This is a genomic window from Pseudomonas sp. PS01301, from assembly GCF_029960215.1.
In the GTDB taxonomy this organism is placed as follows: Bacteria; Pseudomonadota; Gammaproteobacteria; order Pseudomonadales; family Pseudomonadaceae; genus Aquipseudomonas; species Aquipseudomonas coleopterorum.
This window is the reverse complement of record NZ_JASCPM010000033.1, coordinates 12,755-32,902: the sequence shown is the minus strand read 5'-3', so window position 1 is coordinate 32,902 and position 20,148 is coordinate 12,755. Positions and strand designations below refer to the sequence as shown.

Annotated in this window: 19 protein-coding genes and 1 pseudogene; 10 read left to right on the top strand and 10 right to left on the bottom strand. The window is 50.5% G+C overall.

Annotated elements, in window-relative coordinates; translation table 11 throughout:
• Positions 1-160: 160 nt before the first annotated feature.
• The 8 genes from QMX89_RS16595 to QMX89_RS16560 all read right to left on the bottom strand — a co-directional run bounded on the left by QMX89_RS16595 (position 161) and on the right by QMX89_RS16560 (position 8,400).
• Positions 161-826 carry a hypothetical protein gene (locus tag QMX89_RS16595; protein WP_282349031.1) on the bottom strand — a complete coding sequence of 222 codons (666 nt, stop codon included), beginning with the start codon at positions 824-826 and terminating at the stop codon, positions 161-163.
• 14 nt (positions 827-840) lie between these two features.
• Complete coding sequence (locus QMX89_RS16590; protein WP_282349030.1) at positions 841-2,001, bottom strand: hypothetical protein; 1,161 nt, start codon at positions 1,999-2,001, stop codon at positions 841-843.
• Entirely contained in the window at positions 1,985-2,416 is a 432-nt protein-coding gene (gene umuD / locus QMX89_RS16585; protein WP_282349029.1) for a translesion error-prone DNA polymerase V autoproteolytic subunit, read from the bottom strand. Before umuD ends, QMX89_RS16590 begins: the two co-directional genes overlap by 17 nt.
• A 425-nt stretch (positions 2,417-2,841) precedes the next feature.
• Positions 2,842-4,167: a phospholipase D-like domain-containing protein gene (locus tag QMX89_RS16580; RefSeq protein WP_282349028.1), complete on the bottom strand. Its 1,326-nt coding sequence runs from the start codon at positions 4,165-4,167 to the stop codon at positions 2,842-2,844.
• A gap of 115 nt (positions 4,168-4,282) precedes the next feature.
• The gene (locus QMX89_RS16575) at positions 4,283-5,644 is read right to left on the bottom strand and encodes a hypothetical protein (RefSeq protein ID WP_282349027.1); all 1,362 of its coding nucleotides are present in this window, start codon (positions 5,642-5,644) and stop codon (positions 4,283-4,285) included.
• Positions 5,641-6,108 carry a hypothetical protein gene (locus QMX89_RS16570; RefSeq protein ID WP_282349026.1) on the bottom strand — a complete coding sequence of 156 codons (468 nt, stop codon included), beginning with the start codon at positions 6,106-6,108 and terminating at the stop codon, positions 5,641-5,643. Before QMX89_RS16570 ends, QMX89_RS16575 begins: the two co-directional genes overlap by 4 nt.
• Before the next feature lie 234 nt (positions 6,109-6,342).
• The gene (locus tag QMX89_RS16565) at positions 6,343-7,131 is read right to left on the bottom strand and encodes an NYN domain-containing protein (RefSeq protein WP_282349023.1); all 789 of its coding nucleotides are present in this window, start codon (positions 7,129-7,131) and stop codon (positions 6,343-6,345) included.
• An 816-nt stretch (positions 7,132-7,947) separates the two neighbouring features.
• Positions 7,948-8,400, bottom strand: coding sequence for a hypothetical protein (locus tag QMX89_RS16560; RefSeq protein WP_282349022.1), 453 nt, complete (start codon positions 8,398-8,400; stop codon positions 7,948-7,950).
• 67 nt (positions 8,401-8,467) lie between these two features.
• Here QMX89_RS16560 and QMX89_RS16555 point away from each other — a divergent pair, with 67 nt between their 5' ends.
• From QMX89_RS16555 to QMX89_RS16540, 4 genes and pseudogenes are all read left to right on the top strand, one after another.
• Positions 8,468-9,145 (top strand): hypothetical protein, encoded by a 678-nt coding sequence (locus tag QMX89_RS16555; protein ID WP_282349021.1) that lies wholly within the window; start codon positions 8,468-8,470, stop codon positions 9,143-9,145.
• A gap of 140 nt (positions 9,146-9,285) precedes the next feature.
• A pseudogene (locus tag QMX89_RS16550) lies at positions 9,286-9,649 on the top strand (histone-like nucleoid-structuring protein, MvaT/MvaU family).
• A 1,020-nt stretch (positions 9,650-10,669) separates the two neighbouring features.
• Complete coding sequence (locus QMX89_RS16545; RefSeq protein WP_282349019.1) at positions 10,670-11,512, top strand: DUF4062 domain-containing protein; 843 nt, start codon at positions 10,670-10,672, stop codon at positions 11,510-11,512.
• A 29-nt stretch (positions 11,513-11,541) separates the two neighbouring features.
• Positions 11,542-13,002 (top strand): hypothetical protein, encoded by a 1,461-nt coding sequence (locus tag QMX89_RS16540; protein ID WP_282349018.1) that lies wholly within the window; start codon positions 11,542-11,544, stop codon positions 13,000-13,002.
• Between the two features lie 602 nt (positions 13,003-13,604).
• Here the strand turns inward: QMX89_RS16540 and QMX89_RS16535 are convergent.
• Together QMX89_RS16535 and QMX89_RS16525 are read right to left on the bottom strand one after the other, a co-directional pair.
• Entirely contained in the window at positions 13,605-13,892 is a 288-nt protein-coding gene (locus tag QMX89_RS16535; protein WP_282349017.1) for a hypothetical protein, read from the bottom strand.
• Between the two features lie 529 nt (positions 13,893-14,421).
• A complete protein-coding gene (locus QMX89_RS16525; RefSeq protein WP_282349015.1) occupies positions 14,422-14,868 on the bottom strand; it encodes a hypothetical protein in 447 nt (148 codons plus the stop codon).
• A 191-nt stretch (positions 14,869-15,059) separates the two neighbouring features.
• On the opposite strand from QMX89_RS16525, the gene QMX89_RS16520 reads away from it, so the two are divergent.
• The 6 genes from QMX89_RS16520 (at position 15,060) to QMX89_RS16495 (ending at position 20,119) form a co-directional block, all read left to right on the top strand.
• Positions 15,060-15,242 carry a hypothetical protein gene (locus tag QMX89_RS16520; RefSeq protein WP_282349014.1) on the top strand — a complete coding sequence of 61 codons (183 nt, stop codon included), beginning with the start codon at positions 15,060-15,062 and terminating at the stop codon, positions 15,240-15,242.
• A gap of 325 nt (positions 15,243-15,567) precedes the next feature.
• Positions 15,568-16,041 (top strand): helix-turn-helix domain-containing protein, encoded by a 474-nt coding sequence (locus QMX89_RS16515; protein ID WP_282349013.1) that lies wholly within the window; start codon positions 15,568-15,570, stop codon positions 16,039-16,041.
• 605 nt (positions 16,042-16,646) lie between these two features.
• The gene (locus QMX89_RS16510; RefSeq protein WP_282349012.1) at positions 16,647-17,015 is read left to right on the top strand and encodes a hypothetical protein; all 369 of its coding nucleotides are present in this window, start codon (positions 16,647-16,649) and stop codon (positions 17,013-17,015) included.
• A gap of 65 nt (positions 17,016-17,080) precedes the next feature.
• Positions 17,081-18,253: a DUF3800 domain-containing protein gene (locus QMX89_RS16505; protein WP_282349010.1), complete on the top strand. Its 1,173-nt coding sequence runs from the start codon at positions 17,081-17,083 to the stop codon at positions 18,251-18,253.
• A 92-nt stretch (positions 18,254-18,345) separates the two neighbouring features.
• The gene (locus QMX89_RS16500; RefSeq protein ID WP_282349009.1) at positions 18,346-19,110 is read left to right on the top strand and encodes a hypothetical protein; all 765 of its coding nucleotides are present in this window, start codon (positions 18,346-18,348) and stop codon (positions 19,108-19,110) included.
• Positions 19,111-19,237: 127 nt separating this feature from the next.
• Positions 19,238-20,119: a restriction endonuclease gene (locus QMX89_RS16495; protein ID WP_282349008.1), complete on the top strand. Its 882-nt coding sequence runs from the start codon at positions 19,238-19,240 to the stop codon at positions 20,117-20,119.
• The last annotated feature ends 29 nt before the right edge of the window (positions 20,120-20,148 follow it).

Below are 20,148 nucleotides of genomic sequence, written 5' to 3'. Positions count from 1 at the left end.
ACTTGCACCTCAAGTAGATAGGTCTTGCTTAGTAGAATACCCTGTCCCCGCATAAGTGTTGCGCTTATCCAATCTATTATCTCAGCGACCGAATGGCCTCCAGGAAGGCGGTCTACAATTGAGAAAGCAGTATACTTTGTTGACTTGGCGCGGGAGTTTTCTATAGGCCATCCACGGTCAATTTATGATTGGAAACTTCGGATCCTACATAGTCAAGCCCAATGCTTTTATCCGATGCGAAAGCCCGAAGCAAATTGACTAATTCGCTACTGAACTTCACTTGATCATTTTTGGCTGCAATCTGAATAATGCTATCTAAAAAACCTTTGAGGCCAAGCACGTCCCCTAACTGACCCCGTATATATTTCCCCATCTCGTTCGCCACCGCAAAACTTTCTGACCGCTCATAAAATTTTAGAATCTCTTTGAAGACTTCATCTGGAACAAACAGACTCCATGCGACTGCCTTGAGCTCATCAAAGGAAGCAGCCCGAATCCTAGCTAGAGCCGACTTGTAGATCTCATGGGTATTAGGAAGATCGAAAAAATCATCCAAATCTTCTAGCATAGGCACGGGAGCATTTCGTACAAAGTTGCAGACTCGAAGTTTTTCTACTTTCGATAACAACTCCCATGCTCCCAACCCTTTAGGATAAACAAAGAAGCGCGCCGCCACAGCAAGGTCAGCTTCGCTTAAAATAGATCCCATAACTGCGCGAAGGACGTCAGGAAAATGGACGGCCCAGAGCTCAGGATGCATAGTCTGCATAGCGATCAGAGAATTACTGGCCCGAGAGCGCCTTAGGCCGGAGGTGCCCGCGTGCATGAGGCCTTTTACCATTATTGTAATGAAATTTTTATAAAGTGATTTCTTGGGTCTCCCCAGTGGCCCAGCATTAAAAAAATCGTAGACATCTTTTTTTTGGAGGGGAAATATCTTGAATCAACTTCAACCATGATTCGGTCGAGTGCAGATTTACCCTGAGTCGCGGGTTGAGACAAGATGGCTTTAATAGAAATAGAAATAGAAATAGAAATAGAAATAGAAATAGAAATATGTAGCCTAGCCAGCTCAGCGGAGGCTTGGAAGACCTGATCATCGGTCACTTGCGAAGGATGGGCACACCTATTTCGATCCTCGATTAGCCTACTAAGATCTAGGTACTCTAATGAGGATATGAACTCAAATTTTGAAAGCGCCATGTTAGGAAGCTCTTTTTCAAATCCGAGTGCACCTGAAATATCATTTCGTGCCTGGATCTGTTCAAAACGTGCAACTTGCGCCTGAGCTTGTTTATCTCCTCCAGCAGTCAGCTCGCGAATTTTGTCTACCAAGTCAAACGCGACTGCTATCCATGCGTCCGCGTTGGCTAGATCCCAGGCGGTGTTGATACCCATGCTTTCGAGGTGAACCGTCATCTTTCGACCCACTCCCCAGACATCAGAGACGGTACATTTTTTCAGTACCCATTCCCGTTTCACCCAGTCTCGTAAATCGACGCCCCCACCGCTCTGGGCTTGCCACTTTTTTGCCGCGTGGTTCGCGAGTTTGCTCAGAGTTTTGGTACCAGCGATGCCAACACCTACCGAGATGCCAGTGTGGCGATAGACCGAGGATCGGATGACTCTGCCAAGGCGCTCAAAGTCTCCTTGAACGCCACTCAAATCAGCGAATGCCTCATCGATGCTGTAGACCTCGACTGCCGGCACCAACGACTCGATGACGCTCATTACGCGCTGGCTCATGTCGCCATACAGCGCATAGTTGGATGAGAAGGCCATGATCCCTTCGCGCTGCAAGACGTCCCGAATTTGAAAGTATGGAGCGCCCATTTTCACGTGTGGTTTGGCGTCGGCTGAGCGGGCTATGACACACCCGTCGTTAGTGCTGAGCACGACGATGGGTGTATGACGAAGGTCTGGCCTGAACACGCGCTCACAGCTCGCGTAGAAGCTGTTGCAGTCGATCAGCGCAAAGACGGGCTCATGCTTGTTTTTCATGGCTGCGCACGCTGAAGGTCACGACACCGCATACCTGAAGTCCCTCTCCCTCTAGGATGTATCGCGAGGGGTATTTTGGATTTTCGGACTTCAGGACGATCTGGCCATGCTCTTTCGCCAAGCGCTTGCACACGGGTTCCGAGTCGATAGCGGCGATAACAATGTGTCCAGGCTCAGCTTCCAGCGCGCGGTTCACAATCGCAATGTCCCCGCAGAAGATGCCCGCGCCAATCATGCTGTCCCCTTCGATCCGTACCAGGTACATGTGCGGCGCACGTAGATCAAGGAGCTCGTCGAGCGAGATCTTCTGCTCAAGATGGTCGGCGGCAGGTGATGGAAAGCCTGCCGGCACTCTATAGGAATAGAGGGGTAGCAGAGCACCGCATGATGAAAGAGGGCCGAGGATAGTGACCATGGAACTGGATTCGCATTAACTGTACAGATATACAGTTAACTTTGATCTTCGCTAGCGGTCAACCGTTTGCACGCAATTGCGACGAAGAGAGGTGTGTACGGCTCGTTCAGACCGATGGCATAGCCGTCTGCATCGAAGAGCTGAGGCCCCCAAGGCGAGCGGTTCATCGCCTACGGCGCGCTGCAGTTAGCGCGGTAGCTGAAGGCCTGCGGATCGATTTAGTGGCTTGTGGCAGGTTACCGTTCTGGGCTAAGGGCAAATGAATCGATCCGATCAGTGCTCGAGTAAAGACTGTGTTGACCACCACTGTGCACACGGGAAAATTCTTCAAGCAACTCTGCCCACAGGGACGAACAAGGGTGCCGGCGAGCGGGTGATATGAGTGGTTAAAAGACTGGATTACCCGGAGAAAAAAGCCTATCGATTTAAGGAATAACGCTGAGTGCGTACCCATTTCCAATATCCACAAGCTGCAAATCAACGCTTGTTCCATTTCGACCGAAAAACTTATCCGCCCGCATACCGGTCAAATTCGTTTCAAACTTAAAAGGGGTTGTCACAAGCGATTTTATTTGAGCCTCAAAAGTAGCCACATTGTTATTTATGACTTTTATTGCCTGCTTAGATTCCATGACCGATGCTTTGCTGTCACTAATTCTTGATGGCATCAAAGGCTGGTATGCCTTAACCTCATTTATGTCATAGCGAATAAATACACGACAAAGCTCTAGCCCAAAACTCTTTATAGTCACTAGCAAATTAGTGCGCTCTCCACCTATCAGCTTACTACCTGCATCTTGCCCTGCACTTAAGAAAACCTCCCACTTAACATTAATTGGAAGACTCCCAGGCACAAACCCCACTTCGTTCTCAATAAAAGAGTATACAGTGTTATTTACACGTACCCAGCCTATGCTCCCGGTCTTGGAAATGCAGAGATAACGATATTGCGGCCTAAGCCGGATAATTTTTTGGGAGATTTCCCACTCTAATAGCTCCCCCCCTTTGAGAGAGTGCTTCCAACCCAAATTCTTATCATCATACCTGGAAACAATCGAACATCGCCTCGGGTTTGATCGAGGTTTCTCGCCGATACTTCGCACGACACCAGCATCTAAACGCGTGCGGCCGCCATCTACTCCAGAAGTTTCCAAAGCATATGCATTTACTTTTTTTTCCGCCGCAGATAACTCAAGCTTTAAATTTTCATACCTTGCCGCAAGCTTGTCAGCTTGGCCCTTTATATAATCTAGCAATTCAAGTGTCACCAGTTCGCCTGCTGCCTCAATCTTCGAAATCAATTGCAAAGCCTTCACAGGCGCGCTTCCGAGCCTGACATTTACCTCTTTATTTCGGCGCTCGCCATTTACTGTAAGGTTCTGGCTGCCAATAGTTATAAATCGTCCTTCAGCCACTACCATCTTCGCATGAAGCCTGGGAACTCTAAATAGAGTTATTTTTTCGTCCAATAATCTTCTTAAGGTCTTGTATTCAGAGCCGCCAGACGCTAAGACCTCAACATTCAATAGCGTATATACTTTTACTACCCTCGCTAGAGACGCGATATCGAACGCCACATCCCCAGTCAAATATGGTGAAAAAATTTTCACATCCGCCTTCTCCAAGGACAGATCAGAAATGATAAGAGGAACTATGTTTTCGCAAAATCTCAATAGTATCACCTCGCTTTTATTTACTATTCCCGGCGGCCAGATAGCGGATTTTGGCAGTTCGAGCTGAAGTGACTGCATCAGCGCGAGGCCCTATCAGCCCGAGGCTCCCGCTATCGTATTTACAATGAAAATTTCCGCCGGCCCGTTTGGAAAATATGCCTAACGAAGCGCCCTAAGCGGCTTTGATCAGGCTTCAGAGCTTCTTAGCACGCTCGGCCAAGGTGTCCAGTTTCTGTGAGTAGTCCATCAGATCCTTAAGCTCCTGCAACTCGACTTCGTTCCAGAACTTCATGTGTCGGCCATATGCCGTCCACTTTATAGCGTGAGCTCCGTTCCAGAACAAGCCCATCCAAGAAGCATAATTTAAGTTAAGAAGATTCTGAGTGACATACATTTTCCCGGCGTTGACCGCACTGCTAGTGCCGTAAGCCAATGCCAGCATGATGCGGAAACGTGGGCTCATACGACCTGGCAGGGTGTCCATAAAAGCATCAGCGAAGGATGCTCCATTCACAGCGACCTGTTTCACGATGTAGAAGACACGCATGATCACTTCCATAATCACTGCGGGAACGCTCGTCACAAGAAACTGTCTGAAGTCGTAGCCGTTTACATACATCCACTCGATCTGCTTGCCGAATGACATCCCGTTGATGTTTATATGCTCGAACATTCGCAACAACCCCATGAACGGAGCTGGAAGCCCCATCCCTCTGTTCCCTTTGGCAGACGGTGCATTCACATCAGACAGTAAGTGGCCAAGCATTCTACCCAATAGCTGGAACAAGTTTCCTTCGGTAGGGCCCTTGGTGCTCGGAATTTGACGTACTTCTCCATTGACAACAACGGTGCACGTGCCATGAATCATGTCATACACACCGTAGAAAAAACCTAGGATGGGGTCGTGTGCCAGTGAGCGAAGCCTATGATTGGTTGGATTGAGCACCTTCTCTGGAGCGCCGATAAGATCTGACCATACAGAGCTATCCGGAGCGCCAATCTTGCATGCTTCGCTTAGCTTTTTTGATAGGTCTTTAGGAAGCCACTTATTGAGCGCGTCTTGAATCCATTTATTAAAGGCACCATCAACTGGCGTGTCCCAACTAGCTGTAGGTTTTGGTGGAGGACGAACGAATAGGACATCCAGTGCTCCTGCGAGCAACCCGCTGCAGCCTGCAATGGCATAATCCCAACCATCTAAGCTATATTTGGCATTAAAAGCCTCAAGACGCTTCGCTACTCTCCCGTCTATGGCCTCGAAGTCGTTATCGTCTAGGATATCCTTGAGGCGAGCATTTGGAAATTTTCCACGTGCATGAGCGTAGATATCGTCGATATCAACCGAAGCAGTAGGGTGAATAGCTACTGATACCTCCGTTACTACGAAATTTGCAGAATCAGGAAAGGAGTCTACCGTGGCGCCCAGCCCTAATAATTGAGCTCGGATAAGCTGAATTTCCGAGGCAATGCCCTCATGCGACACCTCTATCGCCTGGGAGCGATCATTGAGCAGCGCCAAAGCACTCAGCTCATCACGGTAGACTTTTTCACTCACGATGGCTTCTTCCTTGTAAGCATTTCCATAGTTTGTTTGATAGCGGCAATCTCTGCTTTGAAATGCTCAGCATTTTTCATCAACCGCTCCTGGATATTGTAGAGCTTACTGATGGCCTCTTTTAAAGCTGCTGTGAGTTTTGCGTTCTTACGACTCTTCATGAGTGCGTAACCGCCTATTCCCAGTAGGGCGATAGGCGCAGCTAGGACGCCGATGCCCGCTACCATGCCACCACCAACCAGCGCACCAGCGGTAGCGAGACCAGAAGTGATACCTGCTCCTGAAAGACCGGTCATCCCCAGCATATAGAGTGCGCCGAGAGACCCTGCTGCGCCAGCGGATGAGCCAAGTGCTGCAGCCAAGCCCTCAGTCACGCCCGGATAGTCATTCTCCAGTTGATCAAGAATGTCTTTCACCTGCTTAGTTGCTTGCACTCTGACGCGTTCGATCTCGGTGTTATCCATTTTGCCGCTCCCTGCCATAGGAAATTACGTGACGTTGCGATGATGCTTGGATGGCAAAATCACTCCAACACGTATCGGCAGATCAGCATCGGGCTTGAGCGCCTGTTTAGATGAGTCTGCAAAAAAGTGGCCGTCCCAGAACGCTGAACACCGAGACACTGGGGATTCGGATGCTGGGTGTAGTAAAACGCATCAACGTCGCGCAATCAGATGTGGGGATTTGATAGCTGCCGGTTACTGATATTGATGGTCTGGAACGTCCGGTGCGATGCCCACAGTCCAATGGCCGCCAGGCGCCATGATCAAATCGAGAAGGTCGTACGTTTTGATCATATCCAGCAGGCCTGAGTGGCCGTAAGCGCTAGGTGAAAACGCGGGATCAGTACGTTTCAGGTAATGACCGAGCATGCCAAGCGTTACGCGCCCCTCGCTAGTACCACCGGCCAACAGATCTACCACCGCAATAACGAATCTTGGTCGCAGTTTCACTGGAGCTTTGGCGGGTGCAGATTTTGCTGTATCGATGCGCTGGCTATCGACCCTGGATTGCGATCCGATTGATTCCGAGGTCGTCTCTGGTAATGGGCGTGTCCACTCGAAAAACTGATCGCTAGCATTCCGCAAGGCATCGGGTGTTTTGGCCTCGCCAACAATGCATACCGTGGCCCCTCTTTCGCGAAGCTTTCGGCACAGGTAAGCAAAGTCGGAATCGCTGGTCACAATGCAGAAAGTATCTGCACGATGGTCAAAAAGTGCTTCCAAGGCGTCCAATGCCAATGCAATATCGGAGGTGTTTTTTCCGGCTGCGTATTGGTACTGAAGACACGGTGTGAAAGCCAGTTTCACCAAGGCATTTTGCCTTTTTTTTGCGAGAGTGGCATGGTTGCCATAGCCACGCCGTAACACGATTCTTCCGAACTGCGCGACTACCCGCAGCGCGTGTTCGAGCACGTCTGTAGATACGTTATCGCAATCAACCAAAACAGCAACGCGGGCCTCCTGTGCTGCTGCTTGAAACATCATCCTTGCGCTCACGTTGAACTGGTTGACCTTTGACTAAAAGCCCGAGCTGAAGCTCCCGATCAAATCGTAATCTACTTCAACTCAGGTTAAAACCGCCGGGGCCGTAGGCTCTGAGCACCGGGCATGCGCCGGATCACCAGTCTGGCTCCGGCTCTGAGTCTAGGTTGATCGACATCACCAGCGCCCGCCGATAGCGCAAAGGGGCAGCGCTCAGTTGCAGATTACGAAATCGATCAGCCCCAGCGATGAGGGCTCCTATCTGTTCTCGACAAACTGGTATATACGCCATTAATCGCGACTCGGTGGCGGTCAAAAAGCCAATATTCGTAGCCGGAGCAACGTCTTGTGAAAGCCTTGGATCTGCTGAAAGTTGGCATTCGACGTCAGGGTATTTAAACCCCTCGGGATACATCACTTTGCCCCTAAGAGTGAGGATCAGATACTCGCAATAGCTACCTTCGTCTGCCCTCGAATAGTAAGACGAGGCTAGGCCGAATGACCATGACACATCCCACCCATGAACCCTGTTTTGGTAGAGTCCCCGTTGAGTCTCAACGCTTAGCCGACCTCTCCTGGATTTGGGCTTCGGTTTGGCAGCAGTAGACATAGCAACCTCCAACTCTGGTAAGCAACAGTTGGCTTAGATATTTCGGCTGTCCTGAACACCACAATGAGACGCTGGGATCTTTCAGGTCACGTTTGTTCACCTGAGCCTCCGTGGAGTGGCAGATTTGCCTCCCCCAACATTGTGAATGTGTCTGCCAGCCTGGGTTCAATCGCCCTCACATGCTTAGGTTTCCAGGCTCTGAGCCATCATTACAACCCAGCCGCTTTTTTCAGAATCTCAAGCGCGACCTTCGGGCCCACTCGCCTGGCCATCCCGAGAATTTTCGCCACTAGGGGCAGATCATCGTCAAGGTAGGGTAGGTAAAGCGACGCGTTGGTCTTGTTACCGTAATGATCATAAAGGTGCGCCAGAAGACCTGTCGCGTGTGCCGCATCTTTTCCTGCGCTGTGAAACTGGACGTAATCAACCACGGCATTTGTTGCCATCATCGAGCCAAGAACCTCAGTAGTTCTACTCGAGTCTCCTTGCCACCAGACAATCACCAAGGCATCTTCGTCCTCCCTATCATCACCAGGGTACGGAATGATCACTGTGCCGTCTCGTAACGATCTAGCGCCTAGAAACCCAAGGATTTCTTCGGACTGGTACAACGGACTCAGACTAGCGATGAAATTGACAATAGACTGCCCGGCGTACGCCATTGCTTGACTATCCTTGAGCGGGATTTGATGACTTGTGACTATCTCGTTACTGACAGTCGGCAAGGCTATGATGGATGAACGTAAAACTCTGGGCGATACCATCAGCCACTTAACGAGGATTGCTCAGATGCGAAGGAACCGGCGAATTTCAGTGGCCATGGCCATGCTAACGCTTGCGGGATTTTACTCCGATAGCGCAAGTGCGGCGGGCGAACTGTGGGTAACCACGGATCGGGCTGACCGTAGAACCTGCCCTTCAGCGCATTGCGGCCTGGCGGGTCAACTGATGTTCAGGGAGGCTGCCACGCCCCTTGAAAAGCGTGGGGAGTGGGTCAGGGTTACCAAGCCTTACTCGGCATCATGCGTTAACGGAAATAGCGAATACGTTAAGTCCGGGCCAAAGGCTTGCTCCAGAGAAAATGGGATCGTTAACGGCAAGCTCTCGGAGTGGGTCGAATCCAGAAATCTAAGCCAGGTAAGGCCTCCAGATCCGGGGGCTGGTGCCACGGGCGATGACAAGCTGGTGAGCGGCTCTGATGACTATGGCACCTATAGAACTCAGTTTGCCCAAGCTGCGAGGGCATTGATCGCCGATGGCACCTGCACCGAAGATGACTTCAACGAAATGGGCGGGTGGATGGCCTCGACCAGTCAAGGCAAGGGTAAATACTTCACCTACTGTGGCGGGATGAGTGTCCAGAACCGCGTATACCTAGACGTGAAGACAGGTCAAACTGGAAAATAGACGTCGCGGGATTTTTTGCCCCCTCTGATTCTGATAACGTCTTTTCAACTCCCCAATCATATGAAGCCGGCCATGGCTTAGATCCGCTCCCGAATTCAAATGGCCAGGCTCAACCCATCATTAAGACCCCGAGAGAAATCATGTCTAAACTCGCTGAATTCCGTCAACTCGAACGCCATCTGGCTGAGCAACTCGCTGCCTTGGAAGCAATGAAGGGCGACAAAGGCCTTGAGCAAGAAATAGAGTTTGAGAGCAAATTGCGCACCTGCTGGGCAAGTACAACAAGAGCCTGAAGGACATTGTCTCGATCCTCAAGGTGGTTTCAAGCCAGGCAAAGCTGCCGTCACCGCGCCAGTGAAGGGCACTCGTAAGCCTCGTGCTATGAAGCTGTACAAGAATCCGCATTCAGGTGAAGTGGTCGAGACCAAGGGTGGGAATCACAAGATTTTGAAGGAGTGGAAGGCTGGGTACGGTTCGGACACTGTCGAGTCTTGGCTGTCCTGACCCTAGGTAGTTGAGAATGAAGGGCCCATAGCGGGCCCTTTTCCATGGTCGCTCACTTCAAAGCGGCGAACACCCGCAACCGCGCTTATTGGCCTCTGATAAGCCGACGCTGTTTCATCCGTTCGAGCAACGCCTCCGGATGGATGATATAGACCCCGTCGCTGACACGAATAGTAAGCTTGCGGTACGTCAGTGTATTCGCGCTGTTAATCTCCGAATTCGACAAAGAAGTACCGCTGCTGTTAGCAGGTAACTCGGAAAAAACTTCATGAACTGCTGACGGGTAACCTGCAGGCCAGTGCCCAGTAGGCCATCGATGGAAGCATCCAGAAAACGATCCGCGAGCGAAAGGTCGGTCGAAATGGGCATAATCATTCTCCAGTAGCAGGTAGGCGGCGGTAGATGGCTTTGTTACCACTATTCCTCGAAACCCATTCGGCTAGGCCAGACTGGGCTGCCTGCGTGAGGAACATTTTCCCAAAGGATTTACGGCCTCAAGAGGTGAACGACTGCCAGATGTCCGGAGGTATGACATCCTCGACCAAGAACTCTCTATGAGGACAATCTCGCTGCCTCACTTAGGGTGACTTGGACAGCATGCACCAGATCAACAGACTCCCTTTCTGGCTGATCTAGGCTGGCGCCAGCAAGCGTTTCAGTACCTCCTCTGCTGTGGTGTCGGTGCTGCCGCTGCGATCAGTACAGCTCATCGCGGACTTCAAAAATGATTTTCATGAAAACCCTCCTTTCTAGTACTTTTATTGAGACACAAGGGTGCATGAGCTACAGCTCTGCGTAAAACCTTTTGAAAGGAGAGAAAGCTTTTATTGGGCAAAGCCTTGAACTGATTGCCGCGTAGCTCGGTCAGGGGGCGATGAGATACCGACGAGCGGCCTAGGCTCCCAGTGGTAATCCGGGAGCAGGCTGTGCATACACGGGCTTCAAAGTAAAACACCCGCCACCGAAAGCGCTCAAAAATTGATATCATGCTGCCACTTCAGTCATTACCAAGGAATAGGAATGAGCTACGGTGCCGATGTTTTTAACGTCATGATCGCTTCTCCAGGGGACGTCAAAGCTGAGCGAGCACTGGTCAGGGACGTAATCCACGAGTGGAACGCAGTGCATTCTAAGATACGTAAGATTGTCTTACTGCCTACCGGATGGGAAACGCACACCGCCCCAGAAATGGGCTCAGGCCCACAGACCATCATCAACCGGCAGGTGCTAGAAAAGTGTGACTTGCTAGTCGGGATTTTCTGGACTAGGGTCGGCACCGCCACTAACGAATACGCCAGTGGAACGGTCGAGGAAATAGAAAAGCATGTCAATAGCGGAAGGCCCGCGATGCTTTACTTTTCCAGCCAACCTGCAGCTCTTGATACGATAGATCATGATCAATACAAGCAGCTGACAGAGTTTAAGCAGGCATGCCGAGAGAGAAGCCTGTATGAAGGATATGACGATCTATCCGATTTCCGCAATAAATTTGCACGGCAATTACAAATAACAGTAAATGAAAATAAAATATTTAACTCTTCTGGTAACACTTCGCCGGAAAACTTCAGCTCGAGTATTAAATCGATACCCGAATTATCTTATGAGGCAAAAATGCTCTTAAAGGAGGCATCATTAGATGCCCATGGTAGTATCATGCACATAAGATATATTGGAGGTACAGACATCCAGACCAACGGCAAAAACCTGATTAACTCAAGTGAACGTCGTGCTATCGCAAAGTGGGAGTCAGCACTCGCGGAGCTGGTGCGTCTGCAATTCATCGCAGTTCGCGGAAGCAAGGGTGAGGTATACGAAGTCACCGCATCAGGCTTCACGTTCGCCGACATACTTAGTGGAATCTGAAAATAACCGTTTTAGGGTGTCCTTTAAAGATGATATCAATAAATCTTCGCGACAAAAAACTGTTCGGAAACGAAGCCGGAGAGGACGAAGATCTCGAGCACCTCAACGCCTACTACATCGAGAATAACGAATTCGATGACTTTTACGACGCAAACGAAAAATTGTCCATCGTAAGCGCCAGAAAAGGCATGGGTAAATCGGCCCTACTGTCCAGGCTAGAGTATAAACTTAATAAAGACGAGTCCTACGGCACGCCCATAGTGATAAGGGTAAAGGGAAACGAGCTAATAGGCTTGGGGTGTTTCAATGGCAGCGACCATGCACACCTAGAAAACTATTGGAAGCAAATAATCTGTAAAAAAATACTGATGGAAGCCGGTGCACGTATTGGCATTGCTTTATCAGACGATCAAATGTCCATGGTAGAACTTGCCGAGCTTGACAATATAAAAAGCAAAAACATTGTAGGAGCGCTTCTATCCAGAACTCTCGGCAAGATACCTTTTTTAGGTGTGGAGTTAAAAAAGTCACTGCCAGCAAATAGCGAAAACCTTTTAAAGCGTTATCAGGAATCTGACGATAGCAAAAACGTTTGGATACTGATAGATGATATTGACGCGAAATTTCAAAATAATGCTGAAAGCCAAGCAAGGGTTGGCTCTTTTTTTAGTGCCATTCGCTCCCTAGCGTTCGACTATAAAGGGCTGAACATTCGAACCACTGTTCGGAGTGACGTGTGGTCATGTTTACGTCATCTAGAAGATCTCGATAAGCTTCAGCAGTATATAATAAATATTTTTTGGACTAAGCGCCAGATGCGAGATATGCTCGCGCAGAAAATACTCGTGTACATAGTAAATAACTATCCTGCCGCTCCGGAGGCGAGATACAAGCTGGCGACAGACTATAACAAAATATTAGACATGGTTTTTACCTCGCCCATCGAGTGGGCAAATAGTAAAGATGCAAAATTGTTTGATGCTATATCTGCGTTCTCTAATAGGAGGCCTCGCTGGATGGGCCAGCTTTGTCGAATGGCAGGAAAGAAAGCAAAAGAAAATTCTCTTACACGAAAGATCACACTTGAACATATAAATTATATACTATCTGATTTTGGCGCTAACCGTAGAGATGACCTGATGAAGGAACACAATCATCAATTCGATGAGCTACATCAGCTGATCGACGCATTAAGGGCTACCAAAAAAGAGTTTTCATGCTCTGACCTAGAAGAGACACTCGAGCTCAATTATCTACGGGGTCGCACCAAAGACGATGTCCCAATGGTTGACGGTAAGGCCTATGCGGGGGTCGAGGATCTTGCAGACTTCTTATACAAGCTTGGGCTGATCTCCCACATCCATTTGGATGGGAAAGAATTTACCCACTTTACAGATGATCCTGATCTTTATCGCTCAACTGAAAACAGAAGAAACAATGTCAAATGGTCGCTGCACCCTTCGTACAGAAAATTCCTTAATATCCACTAGCGGATGACCCAACCTCACAGTTCTCTGCCAGCCTATCCATCTAGGGGCTGACAGTGTCCTAATGCGGAGAGAAATTAGTCTATCAAATGTGGTCTGGAGCTAAGCAAGCATCAAGTTCTACTTTTACGCCATCACAGATCCTAGCCAACCGGCTCAGTTACGATTGGCCGATGGCCCGGAGTCGTTGGGGATTGGCCAGTAGGTTCGATAGGACGCAACGACGAATCTAGTGCTGTTTTCATGAGCAAGTTTATCCGACAAGTCAGATGAGGGTTGTATTTCTCTAGGCCGTGGAAGCCGCCATAACCAGGCAGGTGACTCGGCTATCCTATTCATCTTCGGGCGATAACGAAGCATCAAGGTCGAGAGCTACACCATCAGCTAGCTCAACCATTCGGTTGATCAGCGGGTGACTGATGGGCTTGAGTTTCCCGGGGTTGGTCAGGATGTCTCGCTCGAGCATCTCCAACACCCGCACTACTTCTGGGTTTCCGACCAGCGGATCGGCATGGGGGATCGGACTTTCAGGCTCTGTGGGCCTGACCAACCTCTGCATTCATGAGGTTTTTGTGTTCCAAACAATCGACGTAAGATGAGCACCATCAGAAGTCTTCTTTCTCTTCACCGAGCTCAAAATCTCCGATAGCGCCGAGATAGATGCTACGGCAGGGCATCTTCGTAATTAGCACCTGTGCCAGGAGCATCCTAGGGATCTCATACATAAGCCCAGAAATTTCCCATGGCTCTTCGACAGTGGCCTTGGCCTTGTCGATGAATGCTTCGAGATCGAAGTCTTGTGCGACGATGAATGGGCCTGTCCTGTCGCACCCTTCATAAATGCCCGACGCAATGCAGATCACCTCGCCTGCTTTCATGACCATGCTCGGCATGTCGTCTCCGGATTTCTGGTATGCGTCGTCTTCAGTGACCGAGCCTCTACTGCAGTCGGTACGAAGATGGATGGTGCTGCCCTTTCGAGTGCCGTAGAAAATTACGGAGGCTTGAGCGTCCGTTACCCCGCTGGAACGTCGCAATGACATACCGAGAGTTCTCAGTAGTCATCACCCAAAACCGCCCGTCTTTCTGGACTGAAATTACGTCCGAGGTTCGGATCAGATGACCGTCCTCAAAGAGCCCATTGGACTCTCGCCGGACATGATCGAACACGACACCGACGCCAGTACGCGCTTTAATGAAGACACCACAAAGGTACGCGGTGACAGGCTCTGAAAAGCTATGTGCCTTAGCTCGTACCAACCGCTGCAAGTCGAAATCCGAGTGGCGCCTGCTGTAAAACTTCAGATCAATGTTGTTCGCCGTATCCGCTTTCATTCGTTCTTGCTTCCTTGTCATCGAGCTAAACCAAGAATCCGCCATGGAATCAGTGCTTCTGATTGAGTTGGCAAATCTTGGTATACCTCAAGCTGTTTTGATCATGCTCGCCAGGTAAATCGGGCGGAGGTTTGTCAGCAAATCAGGGCGGAATCCTGGGCGATGCGAATTGTGATAAACCGCACCATCTTCTACTTCAAGAAGGCATGCTTCAAACCCGTCCTTGTCCACACCAATAGTGACCTTCGCCAGCGGCTCCATACTCCAAATACCCTTGGAGTTCATGTACGACGGCGTAACCACTTGGATATCAGTGATAAAGGCCTGCTCGTCTTGGGCCACCAGCATGCGCTGGAGTTTTTGCTCCCCCTCGACCATGAATGCGAGCTCCGTGCTCCGACCATTCTCCTCGGCCCGAACAGTGAGGTGGTACCAGTGGGTCTTAAGCAACCGCGACACGGAGTGCCATTGGGAAATGCCTTCACCGAACATTCCGGGTATCCCGATGAGGTCGGCGTCTTGGGTTCTGAACATGTGCTGCCTCATTGCGCTTGGTCGACACCGCGGCCCATTAATTAATCAGTTGATTACCATGAGCAGATGGAAAATATCGCTTCGATGGAGGAAGACTTGCGATGGCCCGGCCCTAGCAACACGTAGACCGTGTTGCGTGTTTCGAATAGGTAGCCTTCTTTGAAAGCGGTGCCCATGCTTGAGCGCACCTAATGACCTGGTTCGAAACGCCGCTGCTCGTCGTGCACAACTTTGTGGGCAAACAGGAAGATTGGTTGGCAGCCTGCGGCGGCTACTTTGGCTCGCTCGGCGTCGGTGACGATGGCGTCAAGGATGAACCACTCCTCGACGACGCAGAGCGGCATCCATTTGCAATGCTTCCTCGCGGCGATTAGGGCCTCCTTCAAGCTGAGCTCGAGCCCATCAGATCGGCGCCTTCGCCCAATAGCCCATCATTTATCGAGCCGTTCATACGATTCCTTTGTCAAAGCCGTTATGCTCAGCCCCACCTGCGACTGAGCGGATGCGCCATCTCCGGGATGACAAGCCTCACGAACGACCTGTGTTGGGCAGCGGGCTTTACTCTCGCTTAGGCTAGCCGTAGGCACCTATGTGGCCGAGTACGTCTCTCGCGTACGCCTACCGTTCGGATGAGGACTATAGTCCGTGTTTCCGAACGCTGCAATATGTGTACATCCTCGGATTGGTTGAGGATGTCGAATGTCATTAAACAAAGCGCTCGCTCAGGTCGTCCGAGGGGTGCGCATTAGCAAAGGCTTGTCCCAAGAAGACTTGAGCACTGTGGATCGTTCCTACCTAGGAAGGATCGAGGGTGGACGGACTCAGGTCACCGTGGAAGTGCTGAACCGTATAGCTGTGTTGCTAGGCGTAGACGTAGGGCTGCTGGTCATTCTGGCAACATCTGTGCTTGAAGAAGAGCCGAGCCAAGTAACAATTCGAAGAATTGACAGCCAGCTCTCGGCGTTAGGTCAGAGCGGACCGTACTCAAGTATTGACGAAATGCTGGAGGCGAAGAGACCGCCAACTGGCCGTGATCGCAAAGCAAACTCTGCTGAGAATGTAGCGAGCGCCCGGCGAATGAGATCGCAAGGGGCTTCGCTGGCAGAGATTGGGAAAGCACTGGGGTTGGCAAAGTCGACCGTACACGCTTATCTGAAGCAAGACGCTCTTTGAGATCAACGGTTCTGTAAGGTCGAGCATGAAAAAACGCGCAGTGTTTTCGCCTGGTATACGCGCCATCTTGAGCCACCCCTGGGCAACTCTGTATCCATGACCAGAAGCCGCATGACTATCTTGCAGGAAGCGCTCCTCTGGAAGACTGCACTTGGATACCTTGGGCCATCAAATTTGTATCAGGTGGTCGTCGACCTATGGCGCCAGGCAGGAGCTCCAGCAAGGCCCACTGTGGAATATCTCACCAGCGACATGGTCGGCGATGAGGTGGTGATCATCCTAAGGAACGCCCAGGCCCCAGTCGGAGCCATAGTGCCCGGCAGAGAGGCGCCACCGGAGGCATGTGCTCTGTACAGCCGTCACGCGGGCGAGCTTGCCGGTGGCCTACTAGGACGATTGCCCGTGCGGGAGCTGCCGCTATGCTTGAGGGCCTTTCGGCTTGAGAGTGATCTCGGGATGTAGACCCATCATAGGATCGCGTCCGTCTCTTCCCATGGCCGAGCGCGATGATGGTCTAGGGATCGTTGCAGAAGCCTCCAGAGTGCGTGATGGCTTTTGGCCTTGTCGCCGGTTAGTATCTTGTCTTTGCTTGCTCAAGGACGAATATGAAAAAGATTATTATGGCTATTGGCGTGTGTATCGCGCTGTCTGGCTGCGCCACTTCTCATTTCACCGCTGGCCGGGATTTCTCGTCGGCCAATGTCTCCAGCATCACCAAAGGAAAAACCACTACGACTGAGTTGAAGTCGATGTTCGGTGAGCCATACGCCAAGAGCGCTGTGAGTGAAACTGACGAGAAATGGGTCTATACGTACACGAACGGCTCCGCTCATGCTCAGAGCTACGTGGTGACCATGAAGGTTACTACGACAGGCACCCAGAAGACCCTCGACGTGCTGATCCGAAATGACGTGGTCATCAATTACAAGTTCAGCGAAGGGCCTGCGCCAGGAACGACTACCGCAACCAATTGAGGCCATCACCTTTCCGGTGGACAGTCCTACGCGTTGAGCGGAGTCCTGTTGATGGAGCAACTAATTTGGATAGAACGTATGCCTTTGTAGACGAGTCAGGAAACTCTGACCTGGATACTTCGAAAAAGGGGAGCTCGGGATTTTTCGTCGTCTGTTCCATCCTCGTAGCTGAGAAAGATCTAGAAGCAGCGTATGGGCAAGCGGAGGCATTACGTAAGCGCCACTTTCAAACCGGCGAAATCAAATCCAGCACCCTCAAGGCCAAGAACTCGGATCGCCGTGCTCGGATTCTCGGTGAGCTGGCTGAGCTACCGCTCAAGCTTTATTTCACCGTCGTCGACAAATCTAGAATCCACTTGGACGGCGGCCTTCGGTTCAAAACCTCCTTCGTTAAATTCACCAACGGAATGCTGTACGACCGTTTGTTCGGCAGTTTCCGAAACCTTCGGATGATCGTCGATGAGCATGGCGGCCAAGAATTTCAGCAGAGCCTTAAGAGTTACGTTGAAGATCGCTTCGTTGACGATCTATTCGGCGACGCTGAAGCTTTTCGTACGAAGTCGAGTAAGGATGACGTCCTGATCCAAGTGGCGGACTTCTTCGCCGGTACGGTTGCGCAGATTTATGAGGGCAAAGCTTCTGGGGAAGTGGTGCGAGCCTACAAGGCCATCCTCCGGGAGCTAACTCTTGACCTTATTGAGTGGCCTCCAAAATACCAAGATTTGCTGCCGCCACCCTTGGACGAATCGGGGTATGCCGACCACCAGGTGCACGAGGAGGCACTCCGCCAAGCCGAGCGTTTCAGCGAGCGGCTAGGCCGGCATCCTGATGAGGATGGGCGCCTGCAATTATGCATCCTGGATTTTTTGCGATTTCAGAGCAAGTTCGTCACCAAGGACTATGTGCCCACCGCCGAGATCATTGAACATCTACAAGACAGGGGATTCGGGGAGCTTACCGACCAGAAGATTCGTTCCAGTGGCGTTGCCAAGCTTCGGGATGCTGACGTAATTATCACCAGCTCCGCCAAGGGCTACAAAATCCCTCAAACCCGAGCGGACATCAAAGAGTTTCTCGAGAGAGCTTCAGGGATAGTCGTGCCCCTACTTGAGCGGGTCAAAAGGGCCCAGCGTATTTATCGGCTTAGCAGCCTCGGGGAATACGACATTGTGAAAGCCGCCAACCTCACCGAGCTCGCCAAGCTGATCGATTCACTGGATGAATTTATGGATGGTTGATCGTAGTAGGACGGGTACGTCAGCTAAAAGAGGTTTAAATTTTATCGTTGATGATTGTATAAATATATATGCAGTGATCGCTAAGGAAAAAAATGACACAAAATGATAATGATACGTCCCGTTTTTGGGAATTCTACGCGCTTAGATATAGTGTGGGAGCGGTCTTGGGAGCTTTGACTCTGTTTTTTCTTGTTAAGCAAAATCAAGCGCTGGCAAGCCTAATTTTTGTCAAGGAAGGAGAGCCCGTAGATATAATTCAAGTTGGTATATTCCTTGGCATCGGCCTAGTGTACTCCTATCTCGCAAGCGCTCCGATTCTAGTATTCCATACAGGGCGATTTATGATACCTAAATCACCTGCCAGATTTCTCAGAGGGGGCGGTTTATCAATAGCAGTCTGCCTGGCGATTTCCGCAGTTCCAGCAATATTATTCATGGTATTAAGCTCGCTGGATATACAGTTAAAACTTTGGTTTGCCATGGTGATATTCATAGCAAGCACCATCATACTGGGGCAGTTAACTATAATTTATAAATGCCAATCTCGCCGATCAACTCTATTTGAGTTCTATAAGGATCTCTCGACGAAAAGGTCGGCTGCAACGGGCGGAATGGTTGATTCATACCGTCATCTGAGAGAGCACGGAAATGCGTTTGCAATTGTTTTTTTTGATATAATTTTGGCGCTGATTATTTTCGCCGCGACAATCTATCCATCTGTCACTTCACAAGCGGGTTTATCTGGAAACTACCAAACAATTTCGACACTAACGGTCGTCCTCATGTTGTGGATAACTCCGGCGTCTTTGGTGTGGTTGATCGGTTGTATAATTGAGCAAGAGCTTATTGATTCTTAAGTATTTTGAGTGCGATGATTGGGGTGTGTTGATCGATTTGGCACATCTCTGAAGCTTTTCGAAGTCTATGTCCCTGCAATGCTCGGCCGCTCTCTTGAGTCGAGTGATTAAGGAAATGAGGCCAGACGTGGCGAACTTTAAATCCACTGATATGCGCTTTCTTGATTCGGTCTTCGGCATGAGCGGCGGGTACGTCTTAGATTTCTCCAACCGCACCATGTCTAATTTCTTCTCAGAAGAGCTAGAGATCGACATTGATCATGAGATGTTTTCTGCTGAAGGCACCTCAAAGGCTAGGCGGATCAGATGCCTACTCCAAAGCGCAGATACCCCAACCGTCTGCCGCGTGCTCGAAGCCTTATGGAGGCACAGACAAACCATTCGAGAAGAAACCAAAGCCGAGGAGACGATCAGCAACGCCGAAGGGCGGTTTCTGTCACTGCTCGAGTCGATCAGAGCGCCTGGGCTGGCTTCTGAGGTCGTACAGAACCCCTTCGCTGCGGCGCCAGTTGTTGACCATGGCCAAGTCTGTGATGCGCTGAAAAAGCGATTGTATGAACTACGCGATCAGTCACCTCAGAAACGCGGCTACGAGTTTGAAAGCTTCCTCAAAGATTTGTTCGACTCTTCCAGATTGCAGGCCCGTACGCCATTTAGCCTCGTCGGAGAGCAGATCAATGGAAGCTTTCAGCTGGGAAACGAGACGTACCTGGTAGAGGCCAAATGGGTTAAAGACCCTAGAGGTGTTGCTGAGCTCCACACGTTTCACGGCAAGGTTGATCAGAAGGCTGCTTGGGCGCGTGGCCTGTTCATCAGCTATCGCGGGTCCACTCAGGAAGGACTCCAAGCGTTCGGTAGAGGTCGTAAAGTGGTCTGCATGTCCGGCGAGGACATCGATAAGGCTCTGGGAAGACGGATAGCCATCGCTGAGGTGATTGAGCGGAAGGTCAGGGCGGCGGCAGCGACGGGCGCTACTCATGCACCGCTGGACGACTTGTTCAAAGCGTGACGTCACGCACAACACGAGCTCAGGGCTCA

What these genes read in the sequence shown, in the direction of transcription:
- QMX89_RS16595 (WP_282349031.1), bottom strand. Translation starts at nt 826, where the DNA reads ATGCACGCGGGCACCTCCGGCCTAAGGCGCTCTCGGGCCAGTAATTCT.
- QMX89_RS16590 (WP_282349030.1), bottom strand. Translation starts at nt 2,001, where the DNA reads ATGAAAAACAAGCATGAGCCCGTCTTTGCGCTGATCGACTGCAACAGC.
- umuD (WP_282349029.1), bottom strand. Translation starts at nt 2,416, where the DNA reads ATGGTCACTATCCTCGGCCCTCTTTCATCATGCGGTGCTCTGCTACCC.
- QMX89_RS16580 (WP_282349028.1), bottom strand. Translation starts at nt 4,167, where the DNA reads ATGCAGTCACTTCAGCTCGAACTGCCAAAATCCGCTATCTGGCCGCCG.
- QMX89_RS16570 (WP_282349026.1), bottom strand. Translation starts at nt 6,108, where the DNA reads ATGGATAACACCGAGATCGAACGCGTCAGAGTGCAAGCAACTAAGCAG.
- QMX89_RS16565 (WP_282349023.1), bottom strand. Translation starts at nt 7,131, where the DNA reads ATGATGTTTCAAGCAGCAGCACAGGAGGCCCGCGTTGCTGTTTTGGTT.
- QMX89_RS16560 (WP_282349022.1), bottom strand. Translation starts at nt 8,400, where the DNA reads ATGGCGTACGCCGGGCAGTCTATTGTCAATTTCATCGCTAGTCTGAGT.
- QMX89_RS16555 (WP_282349021.1), top strand. Translation starts at nt 8,468, where the DNA reads ATGATGGATGAACGTAAAACTCTGGGCGATACCATCAGCCACTTAACG.
- QMX89_RS16545 (WP_282349019.1), top strand. Translation starts at nt 10,670, where the DNA reads ATGAGCTACGGTGCCGATGTTTTTAACGTCATGATCGCTTCTCCAGGG.
- QMX89_RS16540 (WP_282349018.1), top strand. Translation starts at nt 11,542, where the DNA reads ATGATATCAATAAATCTTCGCGACAAAAAACTGTTCGGAAACGAAGCC.
- QMX89_RS16535 (WP_282349017.1), bottom strand. Translation starts at nt 13,892, where the DNA reads ATGCCGAGCATGGTCATGAAAGCAGGCGAGGTGATCTGCATTGCGTCG.
- QMX89_RS16525 (WP_282349015.1), bottom strand. Translation starts at nt 14,868, where the DNA reads ATGTTCAGAACCCAAGACGCCGACCTCATCGGGATACCCGGAATGTTC.
- QMX89_RS16520 (WP_282349014.1), top strand. Translation starts at nt 15,060, where the DNA reads ATGACCTGGTTCGAAACGCCGCTGCTCGTCGTGCACAACTTTGTGGGC.
- QMX89_RS16515 (WP_282349013.1), top strand. Translation starts at nt 15,568, where the DNA reads ATGTCATTAAACAAAGCGCTCGCTCAGGTCGTCCGAGGGGTGCGCATT.
- QMX89_RS16510 (WP_282349012.1), top strand. Translation starts at nt 16,647, where the DNA reads ATGAAAAAGATTATTATGGCTATTGGCGTGTGTATCGCGCTGTCTGGC.
- QMX89_RS16500 (WP_282349009.1), top strand. Translation starts at nt 18,346, where the DNA reads ATGACACAAAATGATAATGATACGTCCCGTTTTTGGGAATTCTACGCG.